Source organism: Enterococcus sp. DIV0682 (genome assembly GCF_051712685.1).
In the GTDB taxonomy this organism is placed as follows: domain Bacteria; phylum Bacillota; class Bacilli; order Lactobacillales; family Enterococcaceae; genus Enterococcus; species Enterococcus faecalis.
The window spans coordinates 2,451,829-2,472,962 of the sequence record NZ_JBIOPK010000001.1 but is presented as its reverse complement, the minus strand read 5'-3'; the positions used below and the strand labels follow the sequence as shown (position 1 = coordinate 2,472,962).

General features: G+C 38.9%; 20 protein-coding genes. 18 read left to right on the top strand and 2 right to left on the bottom strand.

The annotated features are described in order from the left end of the window. Positions 1–164 precede the first annotated feature (164 nt). The 7 genes from IGK96_RS11990 (at position 165) to allE (ending at position 7,509) form a co-directional block, all read left to right on the top strand. Complete coding sequence (locus IGK96_RS11990) at positions 165–866, top strand: hypothetical protein (RefSeq protein WP_025191392.1); 702 nt, start codon at positions 165–167, stop codon at positions 864–866. 1 nt (position 867) lies between these two features. Further along, positions 868–1,467 carry a hypothetical protein gene (locus tag IGK96_RS11985; RefSeq protein ID WP_010829090.1) on the top strand — a complete coding sequence of 200 codons (600 nt, stop codon included), beginning with the start codon at positions 868–870 and terminating at the stop codon, positions 1,465–1,467. Positions 1,468–1,561: 94 nt separating this feature from the next. Beyond that, the gene (locus IGK96_RS11980; RefSeq protein WP_224785157.1) at positions 1,562–1,855 is read left to right on the top strand and encodes a hypothetical protein; all 294 of its coding nucleotides are present in this window, start codon (positions 1,562–1,564) and stop codon (positions 1,853–1,855) included. Between the two features lie 580 nt (positions 1,856–2,435). Beyond that, the gene (allW, locus tag IGK96_RS11975) at positions 2,436–3,932 is read left to right on the top strand and encodes an allantoin permease (protein ID WP_002365291.1); all 1,497 of its coding nucleotides are present in this window, start codon (positions 2,436–2,438) and stop codon (positions 3,930–3,932) included. Next, positions 3,933–5,297 carry an allantoinase AllB gene (gene allB / locus IGK96_RS11970; RefSeq protein WP_010776143.1) on the top strand — a complete coding sequence of 455 codons (1,365 nt, stop codon included), beginning with the start codon at positions 3,933–3,935 and terminating at the stop codon, positions 5,295–5,297. 181 nt (positions 5,298–5,478) lie between these two features. Beyond that, a complete protein-coding gene (allC, locus tag IGK96_RS11965; RefSeq protein WP_002383320.1) occupies positions 5,479–6,702 on the top strand; it encodes an allantoate deiminase in 1,224 nt (407 codons plus the stop codon). Positions 6,703–6,723: 21 nt separating this feature from the next. Next, positions 6,724–7,509 (top strand): (S)-ureidoglycine aminohydrolase, encoded by a 786-nt coding sequence (gene allE / locus IGK96_RS11960; RefSeq protein WP_010713760.1) that lies wholly within the window; start codon positions 6,724–6,726, stop codon positions 7,507–7,509. Between the two features lie 117 nt (positions 7,510–7,626). Here the strand turns inward: allE and IGK96_RS11955 are convergent, their stop codons facing one another. Then, positions 7,627–9,252 carry a PucR family transcriptional regulator gene (locus IGK96_RS11955; protein WP_071646811.1) on the bottom strand — a complete coding sequence of 542 codons (1,626 nt, stop codon included), beginning with the start codon at positions 9,250–9,252 and terminating at the stop codon, positions 7,627–7,629. A 171-nt stretch (positions 9,253–9,423) separates the two neighbouring features. On the opposite strand from IGK96_RS11955, the gene IGK96_RS11950 reads away from it, so the two are divergent. Both IGK96_RS11950 and IGK96_RS11945 read left to right on the top strand, forming a co-directional pair. Next, complete coding sequence (locus tag IGK96_RS11950; RefSeq protein WP_071646810.1) at positions 9,424–10,632, top strand: pyridoxal-phosphate-dependent aminotransferase family protein; 1,209 nt, start codon at positions 9,424–9,426, stop codon at positions 10,630–10,632. Positions 10,633–10,729: 97 nt separating this feature from the next. Further along, positions 10,730–11,989 carry an MFS transporter gene (locus IGK96_RS11945; protein WP_002368361.1) on the top strand — a complete coding sequence of 420 codons (1,260 nt, stop codon included), beginning with the start codon at positions 10,730–10,732 and terminating at the stop codon, positions 11,987–11,989. 48 nt (positions 11,990–12,037) lie between these two features. On the opposite strand, the gene IGK96_RS11940 is transcribed toward IGK96_RS11945, so the two are convergent. Beyond that, a complete protein-coding gene (locus IGK96_RS11940; protein WP_002355063.1) occupies positions 12,038–12,298 on the bottom strand; it encodes a metal-sensitive transcriptional regulator in 261 nt (86 codons plus the stop codon). A gap of 168 nt (positions 12,299–12,466) precedes the next feature. Between IGK96_RS11940 and IGK96_RS11935 the strand changes: the two genes are divergently transcribed. The 9 genes from IGK96_RS11935 to IGK96_RS11895 all read left to right on the top strand — a co-directional run bounded on the left by IGK96_RS11935 (position 12,467) and on the right by IGK96_RS11895 (position 21,117). Further along, positions 12,467–12,781, top strand: coding sequence for a rhodanese-like domain-containing protein (locus IGK96_RS11935; RefSeq protein ID WP_010776140.1), 315 nt, complete (start codon positions 12,467–12,469; stop codon positions 12,779–12,781). Next, positions 12,782–14,431 (top strand): FAD-dependent oxidoreductase, encoded by a 1,650-nt coding sequence (locus IGK96_RS11930; RefSeq protein ID WP_016616573.1) that lies wholly within the window; start codon positions 12,782–12,784, stop codon positions 14,429–14,431. Continuing rightward, positions 14,424–14,723, top strand: a complete 300-nt coding sequence (locus tag IGK96_RS11925) for a rhodanese-like domain-containing protein (protein WP_002355066.1) — start codon at positions 14,424–14,426, stop codon at positions 14,721–14,723. The genes IGK96_RS11930 and IGK96_RS11925 overlap by 8 nt, the downstream gene beginning before the upstream one ends. A 171-nt stretch (positions 14,724–14,894) precedes the next feature. Then, on the top strand, positions 14,895–16,061 hold the full coding sequence (locus tag IGK96_RS11920; RefSeq protein WP_002361088.1) for an efflux RND transporter periplasmic adaptor subunit: 1,167 nt from the start codon (positions 14,895–14,897) through the stop codon (positions 16,059–16,061). Next, positions 16,054–16,728, top strand: a complete 675-nt coding sequence (locus IGK96_RS11915; protein WP_002365285.1) for an ABC transporter ATP-binding protein — start codon at positions 16,054–16,056, stop codon at positions 16,726–16,728. Before IGK96_RS11920 ends, IGK96_RS11915 begins: the two co-directional genes overlap by 8 nt. After that, positions 16,725–17,933, top strand: coding sequence for an ABC transporter permease (locus IGK96_RS11910; protein ID WP_010820273.1), 1,209 nt, complete (start codon positions 16,725–16,727; stop codon positions 17,931–17,933). Before IGK96_RS11915 ends, IGK96_RS11910 begins: the two co-directional genes overlap by 4 nt. 380 nt (positions 17,934–18,313) lie before the next feature. Continuing rightward, the gene (locus tag IGK96_RS11905; RefSeq protein WP_010713768.1) at positions 18,314–18,979 is read left to right on the top strand and encodes a helix-turn-helix domain-containing protein; all 666 of its coding nucleotides are present in this window, start codon (positions 18,314–18,316) and stop codon (positions 18,977–18,979) included. 96 nt (positions 18,980–19,075) lie between these two features. Beyond that, the gene (locus IGK96_RS11900) at positions 19,076–20,524 is read left to right on the top strand and encodes an amidase (RefSeq protein ID WP_085443308.1); all 1,449 of its coding nucleotides are present in this window, start codon (positions 19,076–19,078) and stop codon (positions 20,522–20,524) included. Between the two features lie 65 nt (positions 20,525–20,589). Further along, the gene (locus tag IGK96_RS11895; RefSeq protein ID WP_002359138.1) at positions 20,590–21,117 is read left to right on the top strand and encodes a histidine phosphatase family protein; all 528 of its coding nucleotides are present in this window, start codon (positions 20,590–20,592) and stop codon (positions 21,115–21,117) included. Positions 21,118–21,134: the final 17 nt, after the last annotated feature.

Here is a 21,134-nt window from a genome sequence, read left to right as displayed (position 1 = left end):
GAACCACAATGTCTTAAAAATACATGTATTTATCATAAGAAATTGATAAAACTTACTCTACGGAAATTAAAAAAGATACTAAAAATGAAGTGACTGACAAACAATTATTAGAAGGCTGTACGATTATTCGTGTTCATGATAAATCACGCGACTTTGAGTATTGCATGTTAGAAAAAGACGGCTATTCCTACCGAATAGACGAGAAAAAACTATCAGGAAACTTAGCTTCTCTAGTAAAAAAATATGACTTAGATGTAGTAGAACTGACGTCAAAGGAACTGACTACCCGAGTCAATAATCAGCAGAAAAAAGGCTATAATTACTTTGAAAAAGATGACAGAGTTTTTGGATTAGGTCTCCTGTCAAAAGGCCAAGGAGTTATGGATGAAATCCAAGAATCAGGTGTGTGGGATTCCTTGTGGATGTTAGGAATGGGCGTTGCTTCGGCAAGAAATGCGCAGACTTTTTCTAAGAAAGTCAGTGTGGCTAGTGTTCCAAAGAACTCAAGAAATAGTACCCAATATCAACAATATAAAAATGAATTAATGAAAGGTGATATAATCGAAAACTCAAAACCTATTATATCTAGTTCTGATTTAAAAGACACTAAGGTAATTTCTGAACTTACTAAGAACGGGAGTTCCATGTCAGACTGGGCAAAAATGGAATCAACATATAGTTATGAAACGTCAATGGGGAAAGGAAAGGTTCACTATTATCAGAATTTAAAAACTAGTGAAACTAGTTTTTATGATGTGAAAATGAAAGTACCAATTCCTAAAGACCTTAAAATTAGGAATGGACTTATTGATGATTTTTGGATCATAGACTTGGATAATAATTTTATACCGAAGGGGGTTAGATAATATGATTGTAAAAGTAATTTCTAACAAAGAAAATAGGGATATTACTCTTAATAAACTCTATCCAGTTCTTATAAAAAAAGAAAATGAAATTAGAATAGTGGATGATTTTGGAGGGTTATCAATATATGGACTTACAGACTTTCAAGTTTACAAAGAAAATGTTGGTTCGTATATTAAAGATATGAATTTATTAGTTTATGAGCTAGTCGATTATCCCACTTTTTTAGAAAATTATTATAATGATGACAAAAAAGCTAGAGATAATGTAAATAAGAGTCGATTAAACATCTTTGAAGAGGATTTAAATGAAGATGAGCTTGTTGAACTAATTACATCAGAAGCTTATTCAAGTGATGAAAAAATTATATTTATTGAAGCGATGGAAAATAAAATAAATGATACATCAGCCAAAGTATTAGCTAAATATTTTCAAAATAATCACAATATAGAACCAGAAATGTTGTTGCCTATTTGTAAACTTTTATATAAGTATCAGAACCAAGAAGTTTATGATTTATTTTTAAATTTTATTAGCGATGATACAATTAATAATGATTCTATGCAAAATATAATTATTGAGTATTTCAACAATTATAATTAAAAAAGGCGCTTTACTATTAAGCAATAACTCACTAATCAAGTTTCAAATAACTACCAAAAGCTAACTGTATATTCATTAAAAATAACTAGAGTGGTTGTGGTTTGAATTAACTGTAATCACTCTATTTAAAGTAAATATAAAATCTAAAATCATGAAAGCCAACCAACAATTATTGCACGATTCTGCTAGGGCAGTCGCCACATTAGCCCATAGTCAGCCAATTCCAGGAATTTATGAACTCTTACAAAATGCCCAACGGACCTTTATTAAGATGGCTGATAGTATGCAAAAAGACATTGACAAGCTCCACAAGCAAATACAAAAGCTCAATGAGTTTGACCGACAAACCAAAAACCTGTTCGCCACTAGCTTAGAGGAAATGCATTAGAAACAAAGATTTCTGATAAAATCAGAAATCTTTGTTTATTTTTTTGATTAAAATTAAGCGATTTTTTATTTTCAAAATGTTATTTTTTAAAACGTAAAAATTGAAAAAGAAGATTTTGAATCTGTGAAAAGTTGTCGATCTTGTGAGAAAACTCTTTTGTCAGTGTCTTTTTTCAGGATGGGTCTCTTCCTGAAAATCCACTTCAGTTTATCTGTTTTGTGTGTTTTTGATTAAAAAACGTTGTGTTGGATTTCATTTAACTGTATAATTTATTTATGTCATTTTTAATAATAAGCGTATTTTAGCATTTGAAAAGAGAAGTTGTACATAATATGTGAATAAAAAGATTTGTTTCTTACTTTCTAGAGTGAGAAGACGATATAAAAAAGGTTGCTATTTTTTCGTTCAAAGTGAACAAAGAATCATTTGTTATTTAGTTGGGGTAACTAATGATTGTTGTTATAAAAAGCGCTTACAATTCGTGTGATGAGAGTAGTACGCATGTTTGTGCAAAAGTGACAAAAAAGAGAAGGCAGGGTGTTTTAATAGAAAAAAAATTTAATAAAAAGGAGAGTTTGTCGTGGAGAAAAATGTGTCTCAAGTAACAGCTCAAGAAGAAACAGCGCTGAAAGCACGTGGCTACAATGAGGATTTGTTGCCAAGTAGCCCGAAACAACGGACAATGGGCGCGCGCAATTTTTTTACATTATGGATGGGTTCGATTCATAATATCCCGAATTATGCAGCAGTGGGCGGCTTTATTTTCTTAGGTTTATCGCCGCTGCAAGTTATGCTGGCAGTTGTGTTAAGCTCATTCATTGTAGCAACTTTCATGAATTTGAATGGCGTGGCTGGCTCTAAATATGGCATTCCTTTTGCGATGCACTTACAGTCTACTTACGGCAGTCTCGGGGCAAAACTGCCAGGGTTCTTAAGAGGTTGTGTGGCCGCGATTGCTTGGTTTGGTCTGCAAACATTTACAGGATCGCTGGCTTTATTAATTATTCTCGGGAAATTTTGGCCGAACTTTTTAGAAATTGGTGGATCATTCCAGTTTTTTGGTCTCAGGCTACCTGAATTAATGGCGTTTACTCTTTTCTGGCTCTTAAATGTGGCAATAGGTTTCGGTGGTAGCAAAATTTTGAACCGGTTTACCGCCATTTTAAGTCCGTTGATTTATGTCGTTATTATTGGATTAACGATTTGGGCCATTCGAGCTGGGGGCGGTTTAACACCAATTTTGTCCTATCAAGTTTCTGGTGCGATTCGTTCAGTCAATCCACTGGTGGCGTATCTGATTATTTTTAACTCGGTTGTGGCCGTTTGGTCAGCGCCTGGTGCGAGTGTGGCGGATTTTACTAAGAATGCGCGCTCGACACGTGCTCAGGTTGTGGGGCAAACAGCAGGTTTAGTTGTTGGTTATGGGATTTTCGCTTTTTCCAGTGTGGTTATTCTGTTAGGTGGTTCGCTGTATTTTGGGATTCAAGAATGGAATATTTTAAACATTATTGATCGTTTAGATAATGTGGCGGTGGTGGTCTTAGCCATGTCGGTTTTCTTATTAACGACTATTTCAACGAATGCAACAGGGAACATCATTCCGGCAGGTTATCAATTGGCGGCGCTGTTTCCTAAAAAAATGACGTATAAAAAAGGCGTCATGATTGCCAGTGTTATTAGCTTTCTTATTATGCCTTGGAAACTGATGGAAAACGCCGATAGTATTTTTATTTTTCTGAACGCAATTGGGGCTGTTTTAGGACCAGTCGCTGGTGTGATGATTGCGAATTATTATTTTGTTCAAAAGCAACAAATTGATTTAAATGCTTTATACGTAGATAAACACAAAAAAGAGGAAGCCAATCCCTTTTACGGATTAAACAAGCCAGCGTATGTCGCTACTATTCTGGCGTTGGTTCTTTCCTTAAGTGGTCAATTTATTCCACAGGTTAAAATCATTGCTGATATTTCGTGGTTTGTGGGCTTTGCCACAGGTTTTGTGCTGTACTTAGTGTTAAAAAAATGGACTTGGGATTCAAAAAAAGTGAAAGAAACAGCTTATCAGGAGGGAAAATAAATGCAAGCAGAGTTAGTGATTAAAAACGGGTTAGTTATTTTAGAAACTGGAGAAGTCATTACGGATGTCGCCGTTCAAGAAGGAAAAATCGTAGCGATTGGGCAAGACTTGTCAGGAGAACGTGTGATTGATGCGACGGGTTTAGTCGTTAGTCCTGGGATGGTGGATGCTCATGTTCATATTACCGATCCTGGTGGTGGTTACCGCGATGAATGGGAAGGGTATGTCACAGGAACGGCCGCTTGTGCCAAAGGGGGCGTGACGACTTTTATGGAAATGCCTTTAAATCAGATTCCAGCAACTGTGGATAAGACCTCTCTTGAGATCAAATACAAGGCAGGAGAAAATAAACTAAAAGTAGATGTAGGGTCATTTGGCGGCGTGGTCCCGACCAATTTGGCTGGTGGGATTCAGGAACTTGATGAAGGAGGCGTTTCCGGCTATAAATGCTTTTTAGGAACGTGCGGCGATCGTTCAATTGAAGGAGATTTTCAAAATGTCGACGATTATTCACTATATGAAGGAATGAAACAAGTTGCCAAGACTGGCAAAGTGCTAGCAATCCATGCAGAAAATGCACCAATTACGGATAAATTAGGCGCGTTAGCTTATCAAAATGGCGAAACGACTTTAGCGGCATATGTAGCTACACGTCCTGTGTTTACCGAAGTTGAAGCGATTCAAAAAGCCATTTTATTTGCCAAAGAAACAGGTTGTCGGATTCATATTTGTCATGTGGCTTGTCAAGAAGGTGTGGAAGAAGTTTTAAAAGCCCAAGCAGAAGGGGTAGATGTGACTTGTGAAACATGTACGCATTATTTATATTTTACCACGGATGAACTTGATGCCATTGGTCCAGTTGTCAAATGTTCGCCGCCGATTCGTGACGCGGATCAACAAGCCGCATTATGGAACCACGTGCAAACAGGCGGCATCGCGTTTGTAACCTCTGACCATTCTCCTTGTACGCCAGACTTAAAAGATACAACCAATGCTTTTGAAGCTTGGGGCGGCATTTCTGGTGTTCAAAATAACGTCGATGTGTTATTCGATGAAGCCGTCCAAAAACGTGGTTTATCCTTGAAACAATTCGCGGATATGATTGCAGCAAACCCAGCTGACCGTTATCACTTAGCGCAAAAAGGCCGCATCAGCATTGGTAAGGATGCCGATTTTGTACTAATTAAACCTAATGCGCCGTATATCTTAAAAGCAGAAGATTTAGAATACCGAAATAAAATTAGTCCTTACATTGGTCGTGAAATTGGGGCCCAAGTGATTCAAACAATTTTAAGAGGCGAAACAATTTACGCACAAGAAACTGGAGTAACTGAGGCATTTAACGGCGTATTTATCAAAAATTAAACACTTATTTTAGAAATGTAAAGGGACAGAAGCGTGATTGAATTAGCGCCTCTGTCCACGAGTTAGAGGGTGTTCATTGGTTGTTTCGCACAAAAAAAGTCTTAATTTTGTTTGATAAGTACAATGAAGATAACTAGGGAAACGTTTACAATCAGAGTGTAATCAGTCAGGAGGTTTTGTGATGGACTTGGAAAAAGTTTTAAAACAAAGAATCGAAGAGTTGTCAGCAATTGGGAGTGATCCTGCAGGAGGGATGACACGCTTACTTTATACAGATTCGTGGTTGGCAGCACAAAAGTATGTGCAAAGCCAAACTGAGGCGTTTGGACTGGAAACGCAATTTGACGAAGTCGGGAATCTGTTTTGTCGAGTGGCAGGAACGGAATTTCCTCAGGAAACGATTTTAACTGGGTCACATATCGACACAGTAGTTAATGGTGGGACCTTAGATGGTCAATATGGTGTCATTGCTTCCATGACGGCTGTTCAATATTTATTAGACAAATATGGGAAACCACGGCGTTCTTTAGAAGTGCTTTCCATGGCTGAAGAAGAAGGGAGTCGTTTTCCAACGGTTTTCTGGGGAAGTAAAAATGTCGTTGGTGAAGCCAAACGTGAAGAAGTAGTCGACATCTCTGACAACGAAGGTAAAAAGTTTGTTGATGAGATGCATCGCCAAGGCTTTGATTTTCGGCAGGAGCAAACTAGACGTGAGGACATTGAAGCATTTGTCGAAATTCATATTGAACAAGGCAATATTTTAGAGAACGAAAAGCTCCAAGTCGGTGTTGTTCATAGTATTGTGGGGCAACGTCGCTACACGGTTAACTTAAAAGGGCAAGCCAATCATGCAGGCACTACGCCAATGAGTTACCGTCATGATGCGGTGTACGGTTTTGCTAAAATTTGTGCAGAAGCCATTGATCGTGCGAATGAAATTGGTGATCCGTTAGTTTTAACATTCGGCAAAGTCATTCCGAAACCCAATACAGTCAACGTGGTGCCTGGAGAAGTGGAATTTACAATTGACTGCCGTCATACCGACGCTGCTTTTTTACGACATTTTACAGGTGAATTAGAAGAACGGATGAAGACAATTGCTCAAGAATTAGGCTTAACGATTGCGATTGACCGCTGGATGGATGAAGCCCCTGTACCGATGAATCAAGCAATTGTAGAAGTTATTGAACAAAAAGCCAAAGAAGGCAAGTATCAGTATCGTATGATGCATAGTGGTGCTGGGCATGATTCGCAAATTATTGCGCCCCATTACCCGACAGCGATGATATTTGTGCCAAGTATTGGTGGGATTAGTCATAATCCAGCAGAAGCAACGGCATTTCCAGATTTGGTTGAAGGCGTCAAGCTTTTAGCAGATACCTTATATGAATTAGCGTATAAATAAGATAGAAAAGGAAGAATTGTGATGGGTTATAAAAATAATCGAGTTGGTTACCAAAAAGAATTGTTAACATCAAGAGCTGTGATAAAAAAAGACAATTACGCCATTATTCCCCATGATGGTTTGGTGCAAAATGCAGTACCTGGTTTTGAAAATGTCGATATTTCCATTTTGGGATCGCCTAAATTAGGTGCGACATTTGTGGATTACATTGCTACGTTTCATAAAAATGGTCAACAAACAACTGGTTTTGGTGGCGACGGGATTCAAACGTTGGTTTATGTCATTGACGGTCGTTTGCGCGTTTCAGATGGTCAAGAAACCCATGAGCTTGAAGCCGGGGGCTACGCCTACTTTACGCCTGAAATGAAAATGTATTTAGCGAACGCACAGGAAGCGGACACAGAAGTTTTCTTATATAAAAAACGCTATCAGCCGTTGGCGGGCCATCAACCTTATAAAGTGGTTGGGTCAATTCATGACCAACAACCCGAAGAATATGAAGGAATGACAGACGTTTTACTTTGGAGTTTATTGCCGAAAGAGTTTGACTTTGATATGAATATGCATATCTTATCTTTTGAACCAGGCGCTAGTCATGCCTATATTGAAACGCATGTCCAAGAGCATGGTGCGTATTTAATTAGTGGCCAAGGGATGTACAATTTGGACAATGAATGGTATCCAGTGGAAAAAGGGGACTATATTTTCATGAGTGCCTATGTGCCACAAGCAGCCTATGCGGTTGGCCGTAAAGAACCGCTAATGTACGTTTATTCCAAAGATGCCAATCGTGAACCAGAATTATAACGAAAAGCCGAATGTAAAGTAATGACCTCGGAACAATAGGATTTGAACACGCAGTGGTGAACGGTAGAGTCCTTTTTCTTGGTAGACGTTACTTTTATTCGGCTATTTTCCTGTTAATTATTTTTCTGAAAGCTCTAGCGCTACCCGTAAGAGTAAACTCGTCTCAGGCTCTTGAATAGAGGTGTCTAATAATTTTTCACATTGATTCATGCGATATTTAATGGTGTTTCTGTGAAGGTAAAGAGCGTTGGCCGTTTTAGTAATTTCGCAATTGAAATCTAAAAAAACTTTCAAGGTTTTTCGTAATTCTTGTAACGTCGGTTCCGTCGGATAGGCCAACTCTTTCAATTGTTGCTGGCAAAAGTATTCAACATCTTCAGTGCCAATCTTTTCAAAAAGTCCAGCTAGGCCTTTGGGATGGAACAATTGCACAGTCGCTGGTTTTTGAGCGTGTAAAGAAGCCTCTAATGTCGAGGAAGCTTCAATATAAGAATTAGGCAAATCTTCTAGGTTTTCATAAGCATTGCCTAAAGCAAAGCGAATGGTAATAGGCAAAGCCTGTTGCAAACGTTCAGCGAGGTTTTGCAAAATCATCAAATGGTCATTTTTCTTAGATTGAAAAATCAAGATACTTTTATTTTGATTTTTTAATTTAAACAAGGCGACATCTGGCAGGATTTCCGGCAATTGTTCTTTGAGCCATTGGAAAATTAGTTGCCCTTCCGCTTGCTGATAACGAATATGGGTTTCATTTTCTGGTTTAGTCACGCCGTAGACAATCGCTAATTGATAATAATCACTGTTGATTAAACGATAATTTTTCCAAAGTTCCAACCAATTTTGATGTTTACTCAGCGCTTTTTGATGTGTATCAAGCAAGCGGTCCAAAAAGTCTGTTTTGAGATGTTCAAAAGATTCAGCAATTTTCTGGTTTTTAAATAACATAAAAGTCAAAACTAAAATGGCCTGATCAATGGCAAATTCAGAAATAGGATAAGGAATCTGTTCAGGAGATAAGACCAATAAATAATAGGGAAAATAATCGTTCACACGAATTGGAAAGCCAGCTACTTGAATGTTTTCTTGTCGCTCATCCTGTAAACGAAAGATTTTCTTTTCTTGTGCCAATTGTTGAAAGTGGTCTTTTGATAATTGTTCGATGAAAAACTCCGCCGATTTTTGATTGCCATAAAAATAATTCGAGTGGGCAATCACCTGTTGCCAAGGACTTAATAAAATAATTGGCGCATTTAAAATTTTCGCAAATTCAGCGATGAAGCGCGTAGCATCAACATCTTGCATTAATAATGTTGAAAAACGCTTTTGTATGTCAAATGCTACAGACATCTGTTCGGTTTTGCTATCACGAAGATAGCCTACAATTTCATGCAACAACCCGCCTAGTGGCTGTGTGCTAGGAATTTTAATCAGGGGCAAATCAACGGCACTGGCATAGGCAACAATTTCGGGTGAAATTTCGTCAAGGAACCGCCCAACTTTGATTCCTAAAGCCGTACATTCTGCTTGTTTTAACGAGTCAATAAAAGGTTTCAATTTTTCTTGATCATCTTTATAAATCATTGCCGTTGTTAAAATCATGACATTTTTAGGGATAAAATCAGCCACATCAGGTGTTTCCGTGATTTCTACACTTTCCAAGGGCTGTGTTAAGTTTGAGTGAGACGATAATAATTGTAAGTCAGAAAATCTTGGTAAAGCCAAGACCTCAGCTAATATTTTCATCACAACAACCTCCTTTTTTTATAGTATAGCGAAGAATAAAAAGGAGTACAAAAGATAGTTATTGAATATGTCTAAAAAACAAAGTCAAAATAGTGCAAATTGAACAATGAATTTCTGGGTTTTTCCAAAGATAATAAAAGAGAAGAATTAAAAATGAAGTGAGGGATTACTATGTATCAACAACCAAATTTTGTACGGCGAACAATCATGACGCCGGGACCAGTCGAAGCCCATCCATCGGTACTTCGTCAAATGGGTCAACCAATTTTAGGGCAATTCGATCCAGAATTTCTACAAATTATGGATGAAGTTCGGGAAATGATTAAAGTACCTTTTGCCACAAAGAATCAACAAGCCTTTGCCATTGATGGCACGTCACGTTCAGGCTTGGAAGCGGGGTTATTTGCATTGATTGAGCCAGGTGACAAAGTGCTTGTGCCTGCGTATGGCCGGTTTGCTTATTTATTAGGTGAAATTTGCGAACGCGCCCGGGCCGAAGTCATTTATTTAGAAAAGGACTGGCTCGCACCGTTTGAACAAACAATGGTGATTGAAGCGATTAAAGAACATCAACCAAAAATTGTTGCGATGGTCCACGGCGAAACGGCGAATGCACAAATGCAACCGCTGGATCAAATTGGCGCCTTTTGTCGGGAAAATGAAATTTTCTTCGTAGTAGATATGGTGGCGACTTACGGCGGTGTCGAAACAAAGGTCGATGATTGGAAGATTGATATTGCGGTAGCAGGCACTCAAAAATGTGTCAGCGTACCTTCAGGTCTTTCTTTGATTACTTACAACCAACGTGTGGCCGACTATCTGGCGGGCCGTTACCAAAAAGAGTTAGGGCTTGGCGCGGATGCGCGGAATGAACGGTTCATTCAAAGTAACTACTTGGATTTATCGCAATTAGAAAAATATTGGGGGCCAGAGCGCTTAAATCACCATACAGAAGCGACTACAATGATTTATGGTCTACATGAAGGGTTGCGCTTGTTACTTCAAGAAGGCATGGAAAATGTCTACGCACGTCATCGGAAAAACGATCGTATTTTAGTTGAAAGTCTGCAAAAAATGGGCTTAGAAATTTTCGGGAAGTTAGACACAAAAACACCAACAGTCATTCCTGTGGTCATTCCAGAAGGAATTGATGGTGAAAAAGTGCGGAGCTTATTACTGGATCATTTTAAAGTTGAAATTGCCTCTTCCTTCGGTGATTTAAAAGGAAAAATTTGGCGGGTCGGTAATATGGGTTACAGCAGTCGCGAAGACAATGTGTTGCATTTTTTAAGTGCCTTTGAGACTGTATTGAAACACCAAGGCTATCAATTTGAAGGCGGTAGCGGTAGTACTCATGCATTGGCTGAGTATTTAAACTAAAAAAGAAGGTAGGACAAAGGTCACTACGTAAAAAAGCGTAGTGCTTTTGTTCCTTGTGAAACGTTAACCAAAAAAATGATTGGTGGAGGAAAAGAAAATGACAGACAAGACAAAAAGTTCGTTGGCTTATTGGAAAAAAATCGTTATTTTACTATGTATGGGCTGGGTAACAATCTGGATTTATCGTTCCGCGCTTTCTCCCGTTTATCCACAAATTCGTGCGTCTCTAAATGGTAACGCTTCCGATACGGCCCTAGGGTCCATTTCTAGCTTTTATTTTCTCGGTTACGTAGTCATGCAGATTCCTGCAGGCTTCTTGGTAGACAAGATTGGGAAAAAACGTGTATTAATTCCAGGCTTTATCTTGTTTGCGCTGGCAGCATTACTGATTGCCCAAGCCCAAACGATTGGAACAATTTACTTAGGTAGCTTATTGGCAGGCTTAGGATGTGGTTCTTTCTATGGCTCGGCTTACTCGTTGACGTCGCAAAACATTCCTCAAGCCAAAAAAAGTTTTGCAACAGCTATTGTCAACAGTGGTTCAGCCGTTGGTTCAGGTTTAGGGATGATTTTATCTAGTTATTTAGTTGCCCAAAAAGGATTGCCTTGGCAAGTGATGATGTACATTTCCGCCTTTATGATTATTTGTATGTTAGTGGCTTTTCAAGTGATTATTCGCAATCATAAAGAAGACATGGCCTTGATTCAGCCAACCGTTGTTGATGAAAAAGATAACGGAGCGGTAAAAGAAAAAGTGCCCTTTAAAAAACTGTTTGCGCCACATATGCTATTTGCGTATATTTTATATTTTGGCACTTGTTATGCATATTATATGATTGTGACTTGGTTACCTAATTTTTTAAGTACCGAACGTGGTTTCCAAGGAGCGGCGATAGGATTATCCTCTTCGCTGGTCGCATTTGCCTCTATTCCAGGAGCGTTATTTTTTAGTCGGTTGGCGGATAAGTACATGCATAAAAAAGTTCAATTCATCGTTGTTTTAGAATTTTTAGCAACAGCCATGCTTTTGTTAACTGTACAAGTAAGTAATGCGACGTTGTTATTAATTGCTTTAATTATGTATGGGTTCTTAGGAAAATTAGCTGTAGAACCGATTATTATTTCTTGGCTAGGTGAAAATGCACCAAAAATTGGAATTGGCACTACTTTGGGCGTGTTTAACTTTTTCGGCATGATGTCATCTGTGATCGCCCCAGCTTTGACTGGGAAAATTTCTGACACAACTGGTTCGAAAGTCATGGGCTTTTATATCGCCGTCGTGATTTTACTAATTGGCACGATTCTTTTTATGCTTGTCAATTTAAAAAAACGCGGGGCAGATTCGTCTAATAAATAAAAATAAAACAACGCAAACTTATCTTTCGCTGAATAAGTTTGCGTTGTTTTACTTTTTGACAATCATATTGATTGCTTGTGCTAATCGCTCTTCTTGTTCTTTAGGGTCTTTTTCAGGATTTTCAAAGCAATGCTTTAAATTCTCCGCAACAATCATCCCCATCACGCGATCAATACTAGAACGGACCGCACTCAACTGAGTGATAACATCGATACATTCTTTTTCTTCATCAATCATTTTTTGAATCCCGCGAATTTGACCTTCTGTGCGGCGTAAACGATTCAGCACTTTCTTTTTTTCTTCAGTCATTTTGCCCCTCCTTAAGAGTAGTGATTGGTTTAAAATATACCTACACGAGGTATTTTTGTCAACTATCTTTTCTTTGAATCTAAAAATGGCAGAAATCTCTTCAGTTGACAAGTCTAACTTTTTCATGTTAAATATACCCCATAAGGTATATAAGAGAAGGAGAAAAAGATGTTATTTCAATTGTTTAAAAAAACGCCAAGTATTTCAACAAAGGAATTGCAGTCACGTTTATCTAAAGAGATAACGTTATTAGATGTCCGAACACCTAGCGAATACCGAGCAGGGCATATTCCACAAGCGATTAATGTCCCACTTAACAAAATTCCCGCCTACAACAAACCCGCTAACGAGGTCTATGTGATTTGCCAGTCCGGCATGCGCAGTAAAAATGCGGCCAAAATTTTAGCGAGAAAAAACTATCACGTGATTAACGTTCGTGGCGGGATGTCCCAATGGTCTGGTCAAATTAAAGGAGGAAAATAAATGAAAATTGTAATTATCGGAGGCGTGGCTGGTGGTATGTCAGCAGCGACACGTTTACGTCGCTTAATGGAAGATGCTGAAATTGTTGTCATGGAAAAAGGCCCTTTTGTTTCATTTGCAAACTGTGGTTTGCCTTACTACGTTTCTGGCGAAATCGCAGAAAGAGAGCAACTGCTTGTTCAAACACCCGAAGCGTTAAAGGCACGGTTTAATTTAGATGTTCGTCCTCACCATGAAGTGGTGGCGATTGATCCAATAGAAAAAGTGATCACAGTGAAACATGAAACAGAAATTTTAACAGAACACTATGACAAATTAATTTTATCACCAGGGGCGAAACCTTTTGTGCCACCAATTACAGGATTGGCAGAAGCCAAAAATGTTTTTTCATTAAGAAATGTTCCTGATTTAGATCAAATTATGACAGCCTTGACACCAGAAACAAAACGAGCCGTCGTGATTGGCGCAGGCTTCATTGGCTTGGAAATGGCAGAAAACTTGCAAAAACGCGGATTAGAAGTCACTCTCGTGGAAAAGGCACCCCATGTTTTACCGCCATTAGACGAAGAAATGGCCGCTTTTGTCAAAACTGAATTAAGCAAAAACAATGTTCAAGTAATTACGGGACAATCCGCGGTTGCTTTTGAAGAAGAAGGGCAAGTGATTCGCTTAGAAGACGGTCAAACATTAGCTTCTGATTTAACCATTTTGTCGGTGGGTGTCCAACCAGAAAATACCTTAGCAGTTGAAGCAGGTGTAGCAACTGGTTTACGTGGCGGTATTGTTGTTGATGAACACTATCAAACGAATCAACCCGATATTTATGCGGTTGGGGATGCTATTGTAGTGAAACAACAAATCACTCAAGAAGATGCGCTGATTTCTTTAGCTTCTCCTGCCAATCGCCAAGGACGTCAAGTAGCGGATGTGATTGCTGGGTTAGAGAGAAAAAATCAAGGGAGCATTGGGACTGCCATTGTGCGAGTCTTTGATTTAACCGCCGCTTCAACTGGTTTAAGCGAACGAGCTGCTAAAGCTGCTGGACTAACAACAGCTGTTGTGCATATCAGTGGAAAAGACCATGCGGGGTATTATCCTGGTGCAACAGATCTTCAGTTAAAATTAGTTTTCCATCCTACGACAGGGGAAATTTATGGCGCACAAGGAATTGGGGCAAAGGGCGTAGATAAGCGGATTGATATTCTTGCGACCGCTATTAAAGGACAGTTAACTATTTTTGATTTGCCTGAATTAGAGTTTACCTATGCGCCGCCGTTTGGTTCAGCGAAAGATCCCGTGAACATGTTAGGTTATGCAGCGATGAACCTTGTAGAAGGATTGAGTGAAAACGTTCAATGGCATGAGTTATCCAATGAATTAGCTAAGGGGGCTGTTTTATTAGATGTCCGTAATCCCGCCGAACGAGCCAATGGTCAATTTAAAAATGCTGTCTCTATTCCTTTAAATGAGTTAAGAGAACGTTTGGAGGAATTAGACAAGTCAACGGAGTACATTGTTAGTTGTCACAGCGGTTTGCGTAGTTATATTGCAGAACGGATGCTAAAACAAGCAGGCATCTCAGCCAAAAATTTAGATGGTGCTTTTGCGCTATATCGAATGGTAAAACCGGAGGAACTAGAAAATGTATAACACGATTGGCATGCCTGAATTTTATCAGGAAGCAAAACGAAAAAAATTACCGATTATTGATGTACGAGAAGAAATGGAATACCAACTGGGGCATGTCCCCCAGGCCATCAACTTACCTTTAAGTACTTTAACCGAAAATTATCAGCAATTAGATAAAAACCAACCCTATTATCTGATTTGTCAAATGGGATCGCGCTCCGCACAAGCGTGTGCGTTTCTCAGTCAACAAGGGTATCAAGTAACCAATGTTCTAGGTGGTACATCTGGCTGGTTGGGTCAATTAGAACAATAAAATAACAAAAAACGTTTATCCTTTTACACAGGATAAACGTTTTTTTGTTAGATAAAGATGTGTCAAAACTGTAAGAGGAATGATAGGAAGATGAAGGGACCAGTTTTTTTATTCATTATATACTAAATAAAATGACAAACTCGTCAACAGAAATCAAGGAGGAACAAATAAATGAAAAAGTCAGGCCAGAAGAAGCGAAATAAAAAAGTGTGGTTCGGTATTGGTGCCGCAGTGGTCGTCGTCGGATTTATCGGAGCAAAAACAGTTTTTTCTTCAAAAGAAGTTGAACCTGAATACACAACGTATACCATTACAGAAATGGCCTCATTAAAATTAGATGGTCAAGTGAGTTTTCTAGATACTCGGGATATTTTCTTTGATCCTTCTTTAGGAAAAATTGCCGAAATAAATGTTGAAAATGGTAAAGAAGTCAAGAAAGATAGTCCATTGTTAACGTACAATAACTCAGACATCCAAGCCACAGAAACAGAACAAGCGAATGCCGTTAATCGGAACAATCTTCAAGTTCAACAAGCACAAGAGAACGTTAACTTAGCCACTCAAAAATACAATGAAGCGTTAAACAAAGTTGCTGCAGCCAAGCAAAAATTAAACACCGCAAAAGAGGCTGAAGAGAAAGAAACACTAAATGCGGAAATTCAGCAATTGAATGAAGCCGTTAGTGCTGCGAATAGTGAAGTCGCCCAAGCTAACCAAGCCCTTCAATTAGCCAACAGTGATGCCGTCGGAGCAGCAAACACGCTTGAACAAACACGTGGCAAAGTTAACACAGTCGTTACAGCACCAATTGATGGCCAAGTCACTGTCGATGCTAGTGCCATGAGTAGTACCGACAAACCAGTCATTAAAATTGCAACACAAAAGAAAAATATTCAAGGAAAAGTAACCGAATATGATTACGATAAATTACAGACAGGGGAAGAAGTAACAGTGACGACCGTTGGTTCAGGCAAATCAGCGCCAGGCAAAATTGTTTCCATTGCGCAAACCCCAATAGCTAAAAATGAAGGCAATCCAGTAGTGAGTTATCAATTTACAGTAGAAGGTGATTTTCCTTGGGCAGAAGGCTTGTCTACTAGTATCGCTGTGCCACAAAAGCAAATGATTATACCGACAGCAGCAATCCAAAAAGAAGGCGAAAAAGAATTTGTCTATGTTTACAAAGCGGGCAAAGCGAAAAAAACACCGATTGAAACAGAAACAAATTTAGGTCGTAAAGTTGTCAAAAGTGGCTTGAATTGGAAAGACCAAGTGATTGCCAATCCCAATAAAGAATTAAAAGATAATCAAGATGTTCAGGTAGCTGCCAATGATTAAGCTAGCCCATATTCATAAATATTATTATTCCGAAGAAGAAACACTGCATGTGTTAGATGATATTAACCTCCAAGTAGACGCTGGAGAATTTTTAGCGATTATGGGTCCTTCTGGTTCTGGGAAATCGACTTTGATTAATTTGCTAGGCTTTATTGATAAAAAGTTTGAAGGAACGTATTTATTTGAAGACCGTGAAATTGGCGACTTTTCTGATAAGGAACTATCCCGAATTAGAAATGAAGCAGTCGGCTTTGTCTTTCAGAATTTTAGTTTAATTGAAACACTAACAGTTGAAGAAAACATTGAATTACCTCTTTTATATAGTGGGTTAACCCCAAAAGAAGCCAAAGATCGTGTCCACGAAGTTCTGACAAAAGTCGGCTTGCCAGATAAAGGCAAGAAGCATCCAAAACAGCTTTCGGGCGGACAACAACAACGTGTGGCTATTGCGCGTGCGATTGTCAATCGGCCAAGTTTTATTATTGCAGATGAACCAACTGGGGCTTTAGATAGTAAAACATCGGAAGAAATTTTAACGCTCTTTCAGCAATTAAACAATGAAGGTGTCACCATTATTTTAGTGACACATGATGAAGAAACAATTGAATACTGCAATCGTTTGATTAAAGTTCGTGATGGAAAGATTTTAGAGGAGGTGCTGACATGAAACGTTCAATTATTTGGAAAACCGCCTTCCGTTCCATTTTGAAAAATAAGCGACGCAGCTTGTTAACGATGCTAGGGATTGTCATCGGGATCGCTTCGGTGATTACCATCGTGGCTATCGGTAACGGCTTTAAAGAAGACATGGTCGATAAATTATCTGCTGAAAAACAAAAAGAAAATGTGAAAAAGATTTCTTTTTCGGCCTACAACACTTCGGATATGTTTAGTGACCAAGCGATGTTTACCGACAATGATTTAGGGGTCGTGCGCATGGTTCCTGGCGTAGAAAAAATTGATTTTGATCAAAGAGAAGTTGATGGCGCCCAAAAAGGTACACTGAATTTTCAAGCAGGACCGAAAAATCTTTCTGTAACCTATGAACTTGCCGACAAAACCACCAAAGAATTGTTGGCGGGACGCCAACTGAATGATGGAGACAATGCAAAACTGGATAAAACAGTGGTGGTGGATGAACTGGTTGCCAAAGAACTCTACCAAGACCCAACTGCAGCAGTTAATAGAACTTTTCCGTATAAAGATCAACTTTTTACCATTGTTGGCGTGACAACCAATACCAGCGGTGCCATTGGTCCAGGTAATGATGACTCATTGCTTTATTTTCCCAAAAAGACCTATGAACATTATTTCGGCAAGCTAAAAGATACATCTACGTTGAAGCTAACAGTAGCACCTGGCTATCAACCAGATCAAGTATTGAAAGAAACAATAAAAACTCTCTCTCAACAAGGAACCATGAAAAACAGCGGGACGTATCAAGAATATAATGTTAAAGATACCATCAAAGAAATGGGCTCTTTATTAAATAATTTAACCTTGTTTATTTCCGCAATTGCGGCCATTTCACTGGTAATTGCTGGGGTCGGCGTTATGAATATGATGTACATTTCGGTTTCAGAACGGATTAAGGAAATTGGTATCCGACGTGCATTGGGCGGGACAGCCAGTGATATTAAAAAGCAATTCTTAACAGAAGGAATTGCCTTGACCTTAATCGGCGGAATTACTGGTTATCTTTTAGGAATGATTATTGCCTACTTAGCATCAATGGCACTACCGTTTTCTGTTCGTCCAGATTTAATGACCGTTTCATTAGCCATTGGGATTTCTGTCTTTATCGGGGTTGTATTTAGCTATTTCCCTGCCTCGGCAGCTTCAAAAAAAGACTTAATCGATATTATGAAATAAATATAAACAGTAAAAAAACAGCCACTTTTGGCTGTTTTTTTTAGTGAAAGTAGAAAAAAATCCAAAGATTTCAAGAGAAAATAGCTAACAAACGTCAAAAGGTTGGTAGCTAATGTTAACCTTTTGACGTTTGTTAGCTAAATAAAAAAGAAAAAAATTAAAAAAATAGCATGTTGAGGATTAAATAACAAATATTTTTTAAATAAGACTATTAGAAAGCCTTTATAAATCAGGGATTATAGGAATGACTGTTAATGACTGATTTGCTTGTAAATTTCTAAATTTTAATTCGAAAAATTTCCAGTATACTAAATATATCAAAACAAAACACGAAAATTGAGAAAATTTTGAACTAAAAAAGAATTAAGGAGGAATCAAGAATGAAAATAATGGTCATCACAAAAAATATTTTATCAGAAACTGCTTTTCAAAACCGCTTACAGCATTTAGATCACCAAGTTTTTTGTACGACGTGTTTGATTGGTGAAATTAAGGAAAGTCATTTGTTTTATCGAAAATTTGATGCCATCATTCTCAGCGAAACGATTCCTCGCAAAGAACAATATTTATATCTAAAGGAATTAGCCAGAGTTAAAACGCCGTTGTTTCTTCGCTCGGAAGACATTCCTACCTCGGAAGAATTGAGCATTAGCTATCAATATGGCATTCTCAATTGGTTACGATTGGATGCGACTTTGGATACATTAAGAGAAAATCTCCTTTTGGCAGAATTAAATAAACCCATCCAACGAGAAGATGAAAAGTTAGATGTAGAGGGAATAAAGCTAACAGCCACAGAACGTGCACTACTGGCTGTCTTGTATAGTACGCCAAAAGAACACTTACCAATGGAACGCCTTTGTAAATTAATATATGACACAGAAGAAACAGCCAATAATCGAAAAAAAATGACCAAACAGCTGACAAAATTAAATAAAAAAATTCAAGTAGGGGGCTTTAAAAAACAAGGTATCCAAAATACACGGTATAAAGGCTACAAACTGCATCCGCAGTTGCTTCCTTACATTGGCGAATTATTTACTTAAAATAAAGAAACTCTTGACGAATGAAAATCACCATCACAGGATGACCCCTAAAAACCATGCTATACTAATAAGGAATAGTATAGGAGGTGGGTCTGTATGAAAGACGGACTATATTGGGTACAACAATTAAAAGAACAGAAAGTAAGTCACACAGAACTCTTAAAGGATATTGAGAAAAAAGTCCAAAAGTTAAATCCAAAGATCAATGGCTTTGTAACCTTTGACAGCCAAGAAGCAGAAGCAACTTATCAAAAAAATAAACAGCAGGACACACTATTTGCTGGTTTGCCATTTCCTTTGAAAATGTTAGGCCAAGAAAAAGCGGGGTGGTCGGCAACGGCCGGCTCGCAACTTTTTAAAAATAGTACTGCAACAACGACCTCTAACTTTGTCAAACAAGCAGAAACGATTGGTTTGATGCCCTTAGGACAAACCAACGCCCCAGAGTTTGGCTTTAAAAATATTACGGATCCTGCGCTTTACGGGCCAGCCCGCAATCCTTGGAACCTGGAACATTCGCCAGGCGGTTCCAGTGGCGGCGCTGCCGCAGTTGTCGCTAGCGGGATTGTACCTATCGTCGGCGCTAGTGATGGCGGTGGCTCCATCCGAATTCCCGCCTCTTTTAGTGGCTTAATTGGCTTAAAACCTAGCCGTGGCTCCATGCCTGTCGGCCCAGAAGGCTGGCGGGGCTGGCAAGGTGCCTCGATTGACTTTGCGTTGACTATTTCTATGAGAGACACCAAAGCATTATTTTATGGCCTACGTGGTAGCCACAGTGGCGCCCCCTACCAAGCGCCCTTGGCAGAATGGCAAACACACCCTAAAAAACAACGGCTAAAAATTGCTCTGTGTACCGCTTCGCCTATCGGCTCACTGATTTCGCCAGAAGCAACACAAGCGGCGAAACAAGCGGCTGATTTTCTGGCAGCAGCTGGTCATGAAATCATTGAGATTCCTTATCCAGTCGATGGTGCAGCGCTGATTCGCTCCTATTATCAAATGAACGGCGCAGAAACTACAGCGATGATGAATAGCATTCAACAGGGGCTCGGGCGCCCAATTCGTAAAGAAGAAATCGAACCTTTTTCATGGACCATGCATCAATTTGGCCAAAAGATTCCAGCAGCCACCTATGTTCATTCATTACAGTTGTGGGATCAAGCAGCAGTAACGATGGAAGAACTTTTTCAAAAATTTGATCTGTTTTTATCCCCAACAACGGCTTTTTCAGCACCAAAAATTAACGAAGATTTGCAAAGTGAGCACATTCGTCAACGAATGGCGCAAGCAGCAGAATTAACAGAAGCAGAGCTAGCTGAATTAATCTATGATTATTTTGATAAAAGTTTACAGCTAACACCGTATACTCAACTAGCTAACTTGACAGGACAACCAGCCATCAGCTTGCCCACACATGTGACAGCAACGGGGTTACCCTTAGGTATTCAATTGTTGGCTGCTCGTGGACGTGAAGATCTCTTGTTCCAAGTAGGTGAACAGTTTGAGCAAGAAGGCAAATTTAAATTACCAAAAAGTTACCGCTAAATAGGGTGTTATTGTGACCAAATTTCAGATAAAATAGACACAAGACAAAAAACTGAGGTGGAAAAATGCTGTACGTAGTGAGACATGGTGAAACAGATTATAATGTGGCCCGTAGAATTTGTGGTCATGCGGAAGCGCAATTGACCGAAAAAGGCTATCAACAAGCGGAATTGGTAGCTGAAAAAATTGCCAAACAAGGAATTCAAATCGACCGTTTACTGGCGTCCCCTTTAAAACGGGCGCAAGAAACAGCCCGTAAAATTGCGGAACGAAATCAATTGACGATTGAAACAGAACCTCGTTTAATTGAGATGAATTTTGGCATTTATGATGGTGAACCGATTGAAACAACGGCTTTCCAAGAAAATCGTTCTGAGATTTCCTTGCCGTTTCCAGAAGGGGAATCAGTCCTAGATGTCGCGGGTCGAATTTATCCCCTGATTGAGGAAGCCTTGGCTTCAGAGGAAACTTACCTATTTGTTTGCCACAATGCGGTCATGCGAGTCATTGATAACTACTTCAATGGTAAAAAAATCCAAGATTTCTTGGACTTTCATTGTGAAAATACACAACTTGTACAATACGGAGAATAAAAATCAAGTCTTTAATC

Bases quoted from the DNA above. Each gene is read 5' to 3' on its own strand.
- IGK96_RS11920 (WP_002361088.1), top strand. From the start codon at position 14,895: ATGAAAAAGTCAGGCCAGAAGAAGCGAAATAAAAAAGTGTGGTTCGGT.
- allC (WP_002383320.1), top strand. From the start codon at position 5,479: ATGGACTTGGAAAAAGTTTTAAAACAAAGAATCGAAGAGTTGTCAGCA.
- IGK96_RS11985 (WP_010829090.1), top strand. From the start codon at position 868: ATGATTGTAAAAGTAATTTCTAACAAAGAAAATAGGGATATTACTCTT.
- IGK96_RS11950 (WP_071646810.1), top strand. From the start codon at position 9,424: ATGTATCAACAACCAAATTTTGTACGGCGAACAATCATGACGCCGGGA.
- IGK96_RS11945 (WP_002368361.1), top strand. From the start codon at position 10,730: ATGACAGACAAGACAAAAAGTTCGTTGGCTTATTGGAAAAAAATCGTT.
- IGK96_RS11955 (WP_071646811.1), bottom strand. From the start codon at position 9,252: ATGAAAATATTAGCTGAGGTCTTGGCTTTACCAAGATTTTCTGACTTA.
- IGK96_RS11940 (WP_002355063.1), bottom strand. From the start codon at position 12,298: ATGACTGAAGAAAAAAAGAAAGTGCTGAATCGTTTACGCCGCACAGAA.
- IGK96_RS11935 (WP_010776140.1), top strand. From the start codon at position 12,467: ATGTTATTTCAATTGTTTAAAAAAACGCCAAGTATTTCAACAAAGGAA.
- allE (WP_010713760.1), top strand. From the start codon at position 6,724: ATGGGTTATAAAAATAATCGAGTTGGTTACCAAAAAGAATTGTTAACA.
- IGK96_RS11905 (WP_010713768.1), top strand. From the start codon at position 18,314: ATGAAAATAATGGTCATCACAAAAAATATTTTATCAGAAACTGCTTTT.
- IGK96_RS11915 (WP_002365285.1), top strand. From the start codon at position 16,054: ATGATTAAGCTAGCCCATATTCATAAATATTATTATTCCGAAGAAGAA.
- IGK96_RS11895 (WP_002359138.1), top strand. From the start codon at position 20,590: ATGCTGTACGTAGTGAGACATGGTGAAACAGATTATAATGTGGCCCGT.
- IGK96_RS11990 (WP_025191392.1), top strand. From the start codon at position 165: ATGTTAGAAAAAGACGGCTATTCCTACCGAATAGACGAGAAAAAACTA.
- IGK96_RS11930 (WP_016616573.1), top strand. From the start codon at position 12,782: ATGAAAATTGTAATTATCGGAGGCGTGGCTGGTGGTATGTCAGCAGCG.
- IGK96_RS11900 (WP_085443308.1), top strand. From the start codon at position 19,076: ATGAAAGACGGACTATATTGGGTACAACAATTAAAAGAACAGAAAGTA.
- IGK96_RS11925 (WP_002355066.1), top strand. From the start codon at position 14,424: ATGTATAACACGATTGGCATGCCTGAATTTTATCAGGAAGCAAAACGA.
- IGK96_RS11910 (WP_010820273.1), top strand. From the start codon at position 16,725: ATGAAACGTTCAATTATTTGGAAAACCGCCTTCCGTTCCATTTTGAAA.
- allB (WP_010776143.1), top strand. From the start codon at position 3,933: ATGCAAGCAGAGTTAGTGATTAAAAACGGGTTAGTTATTTTAGAAACT.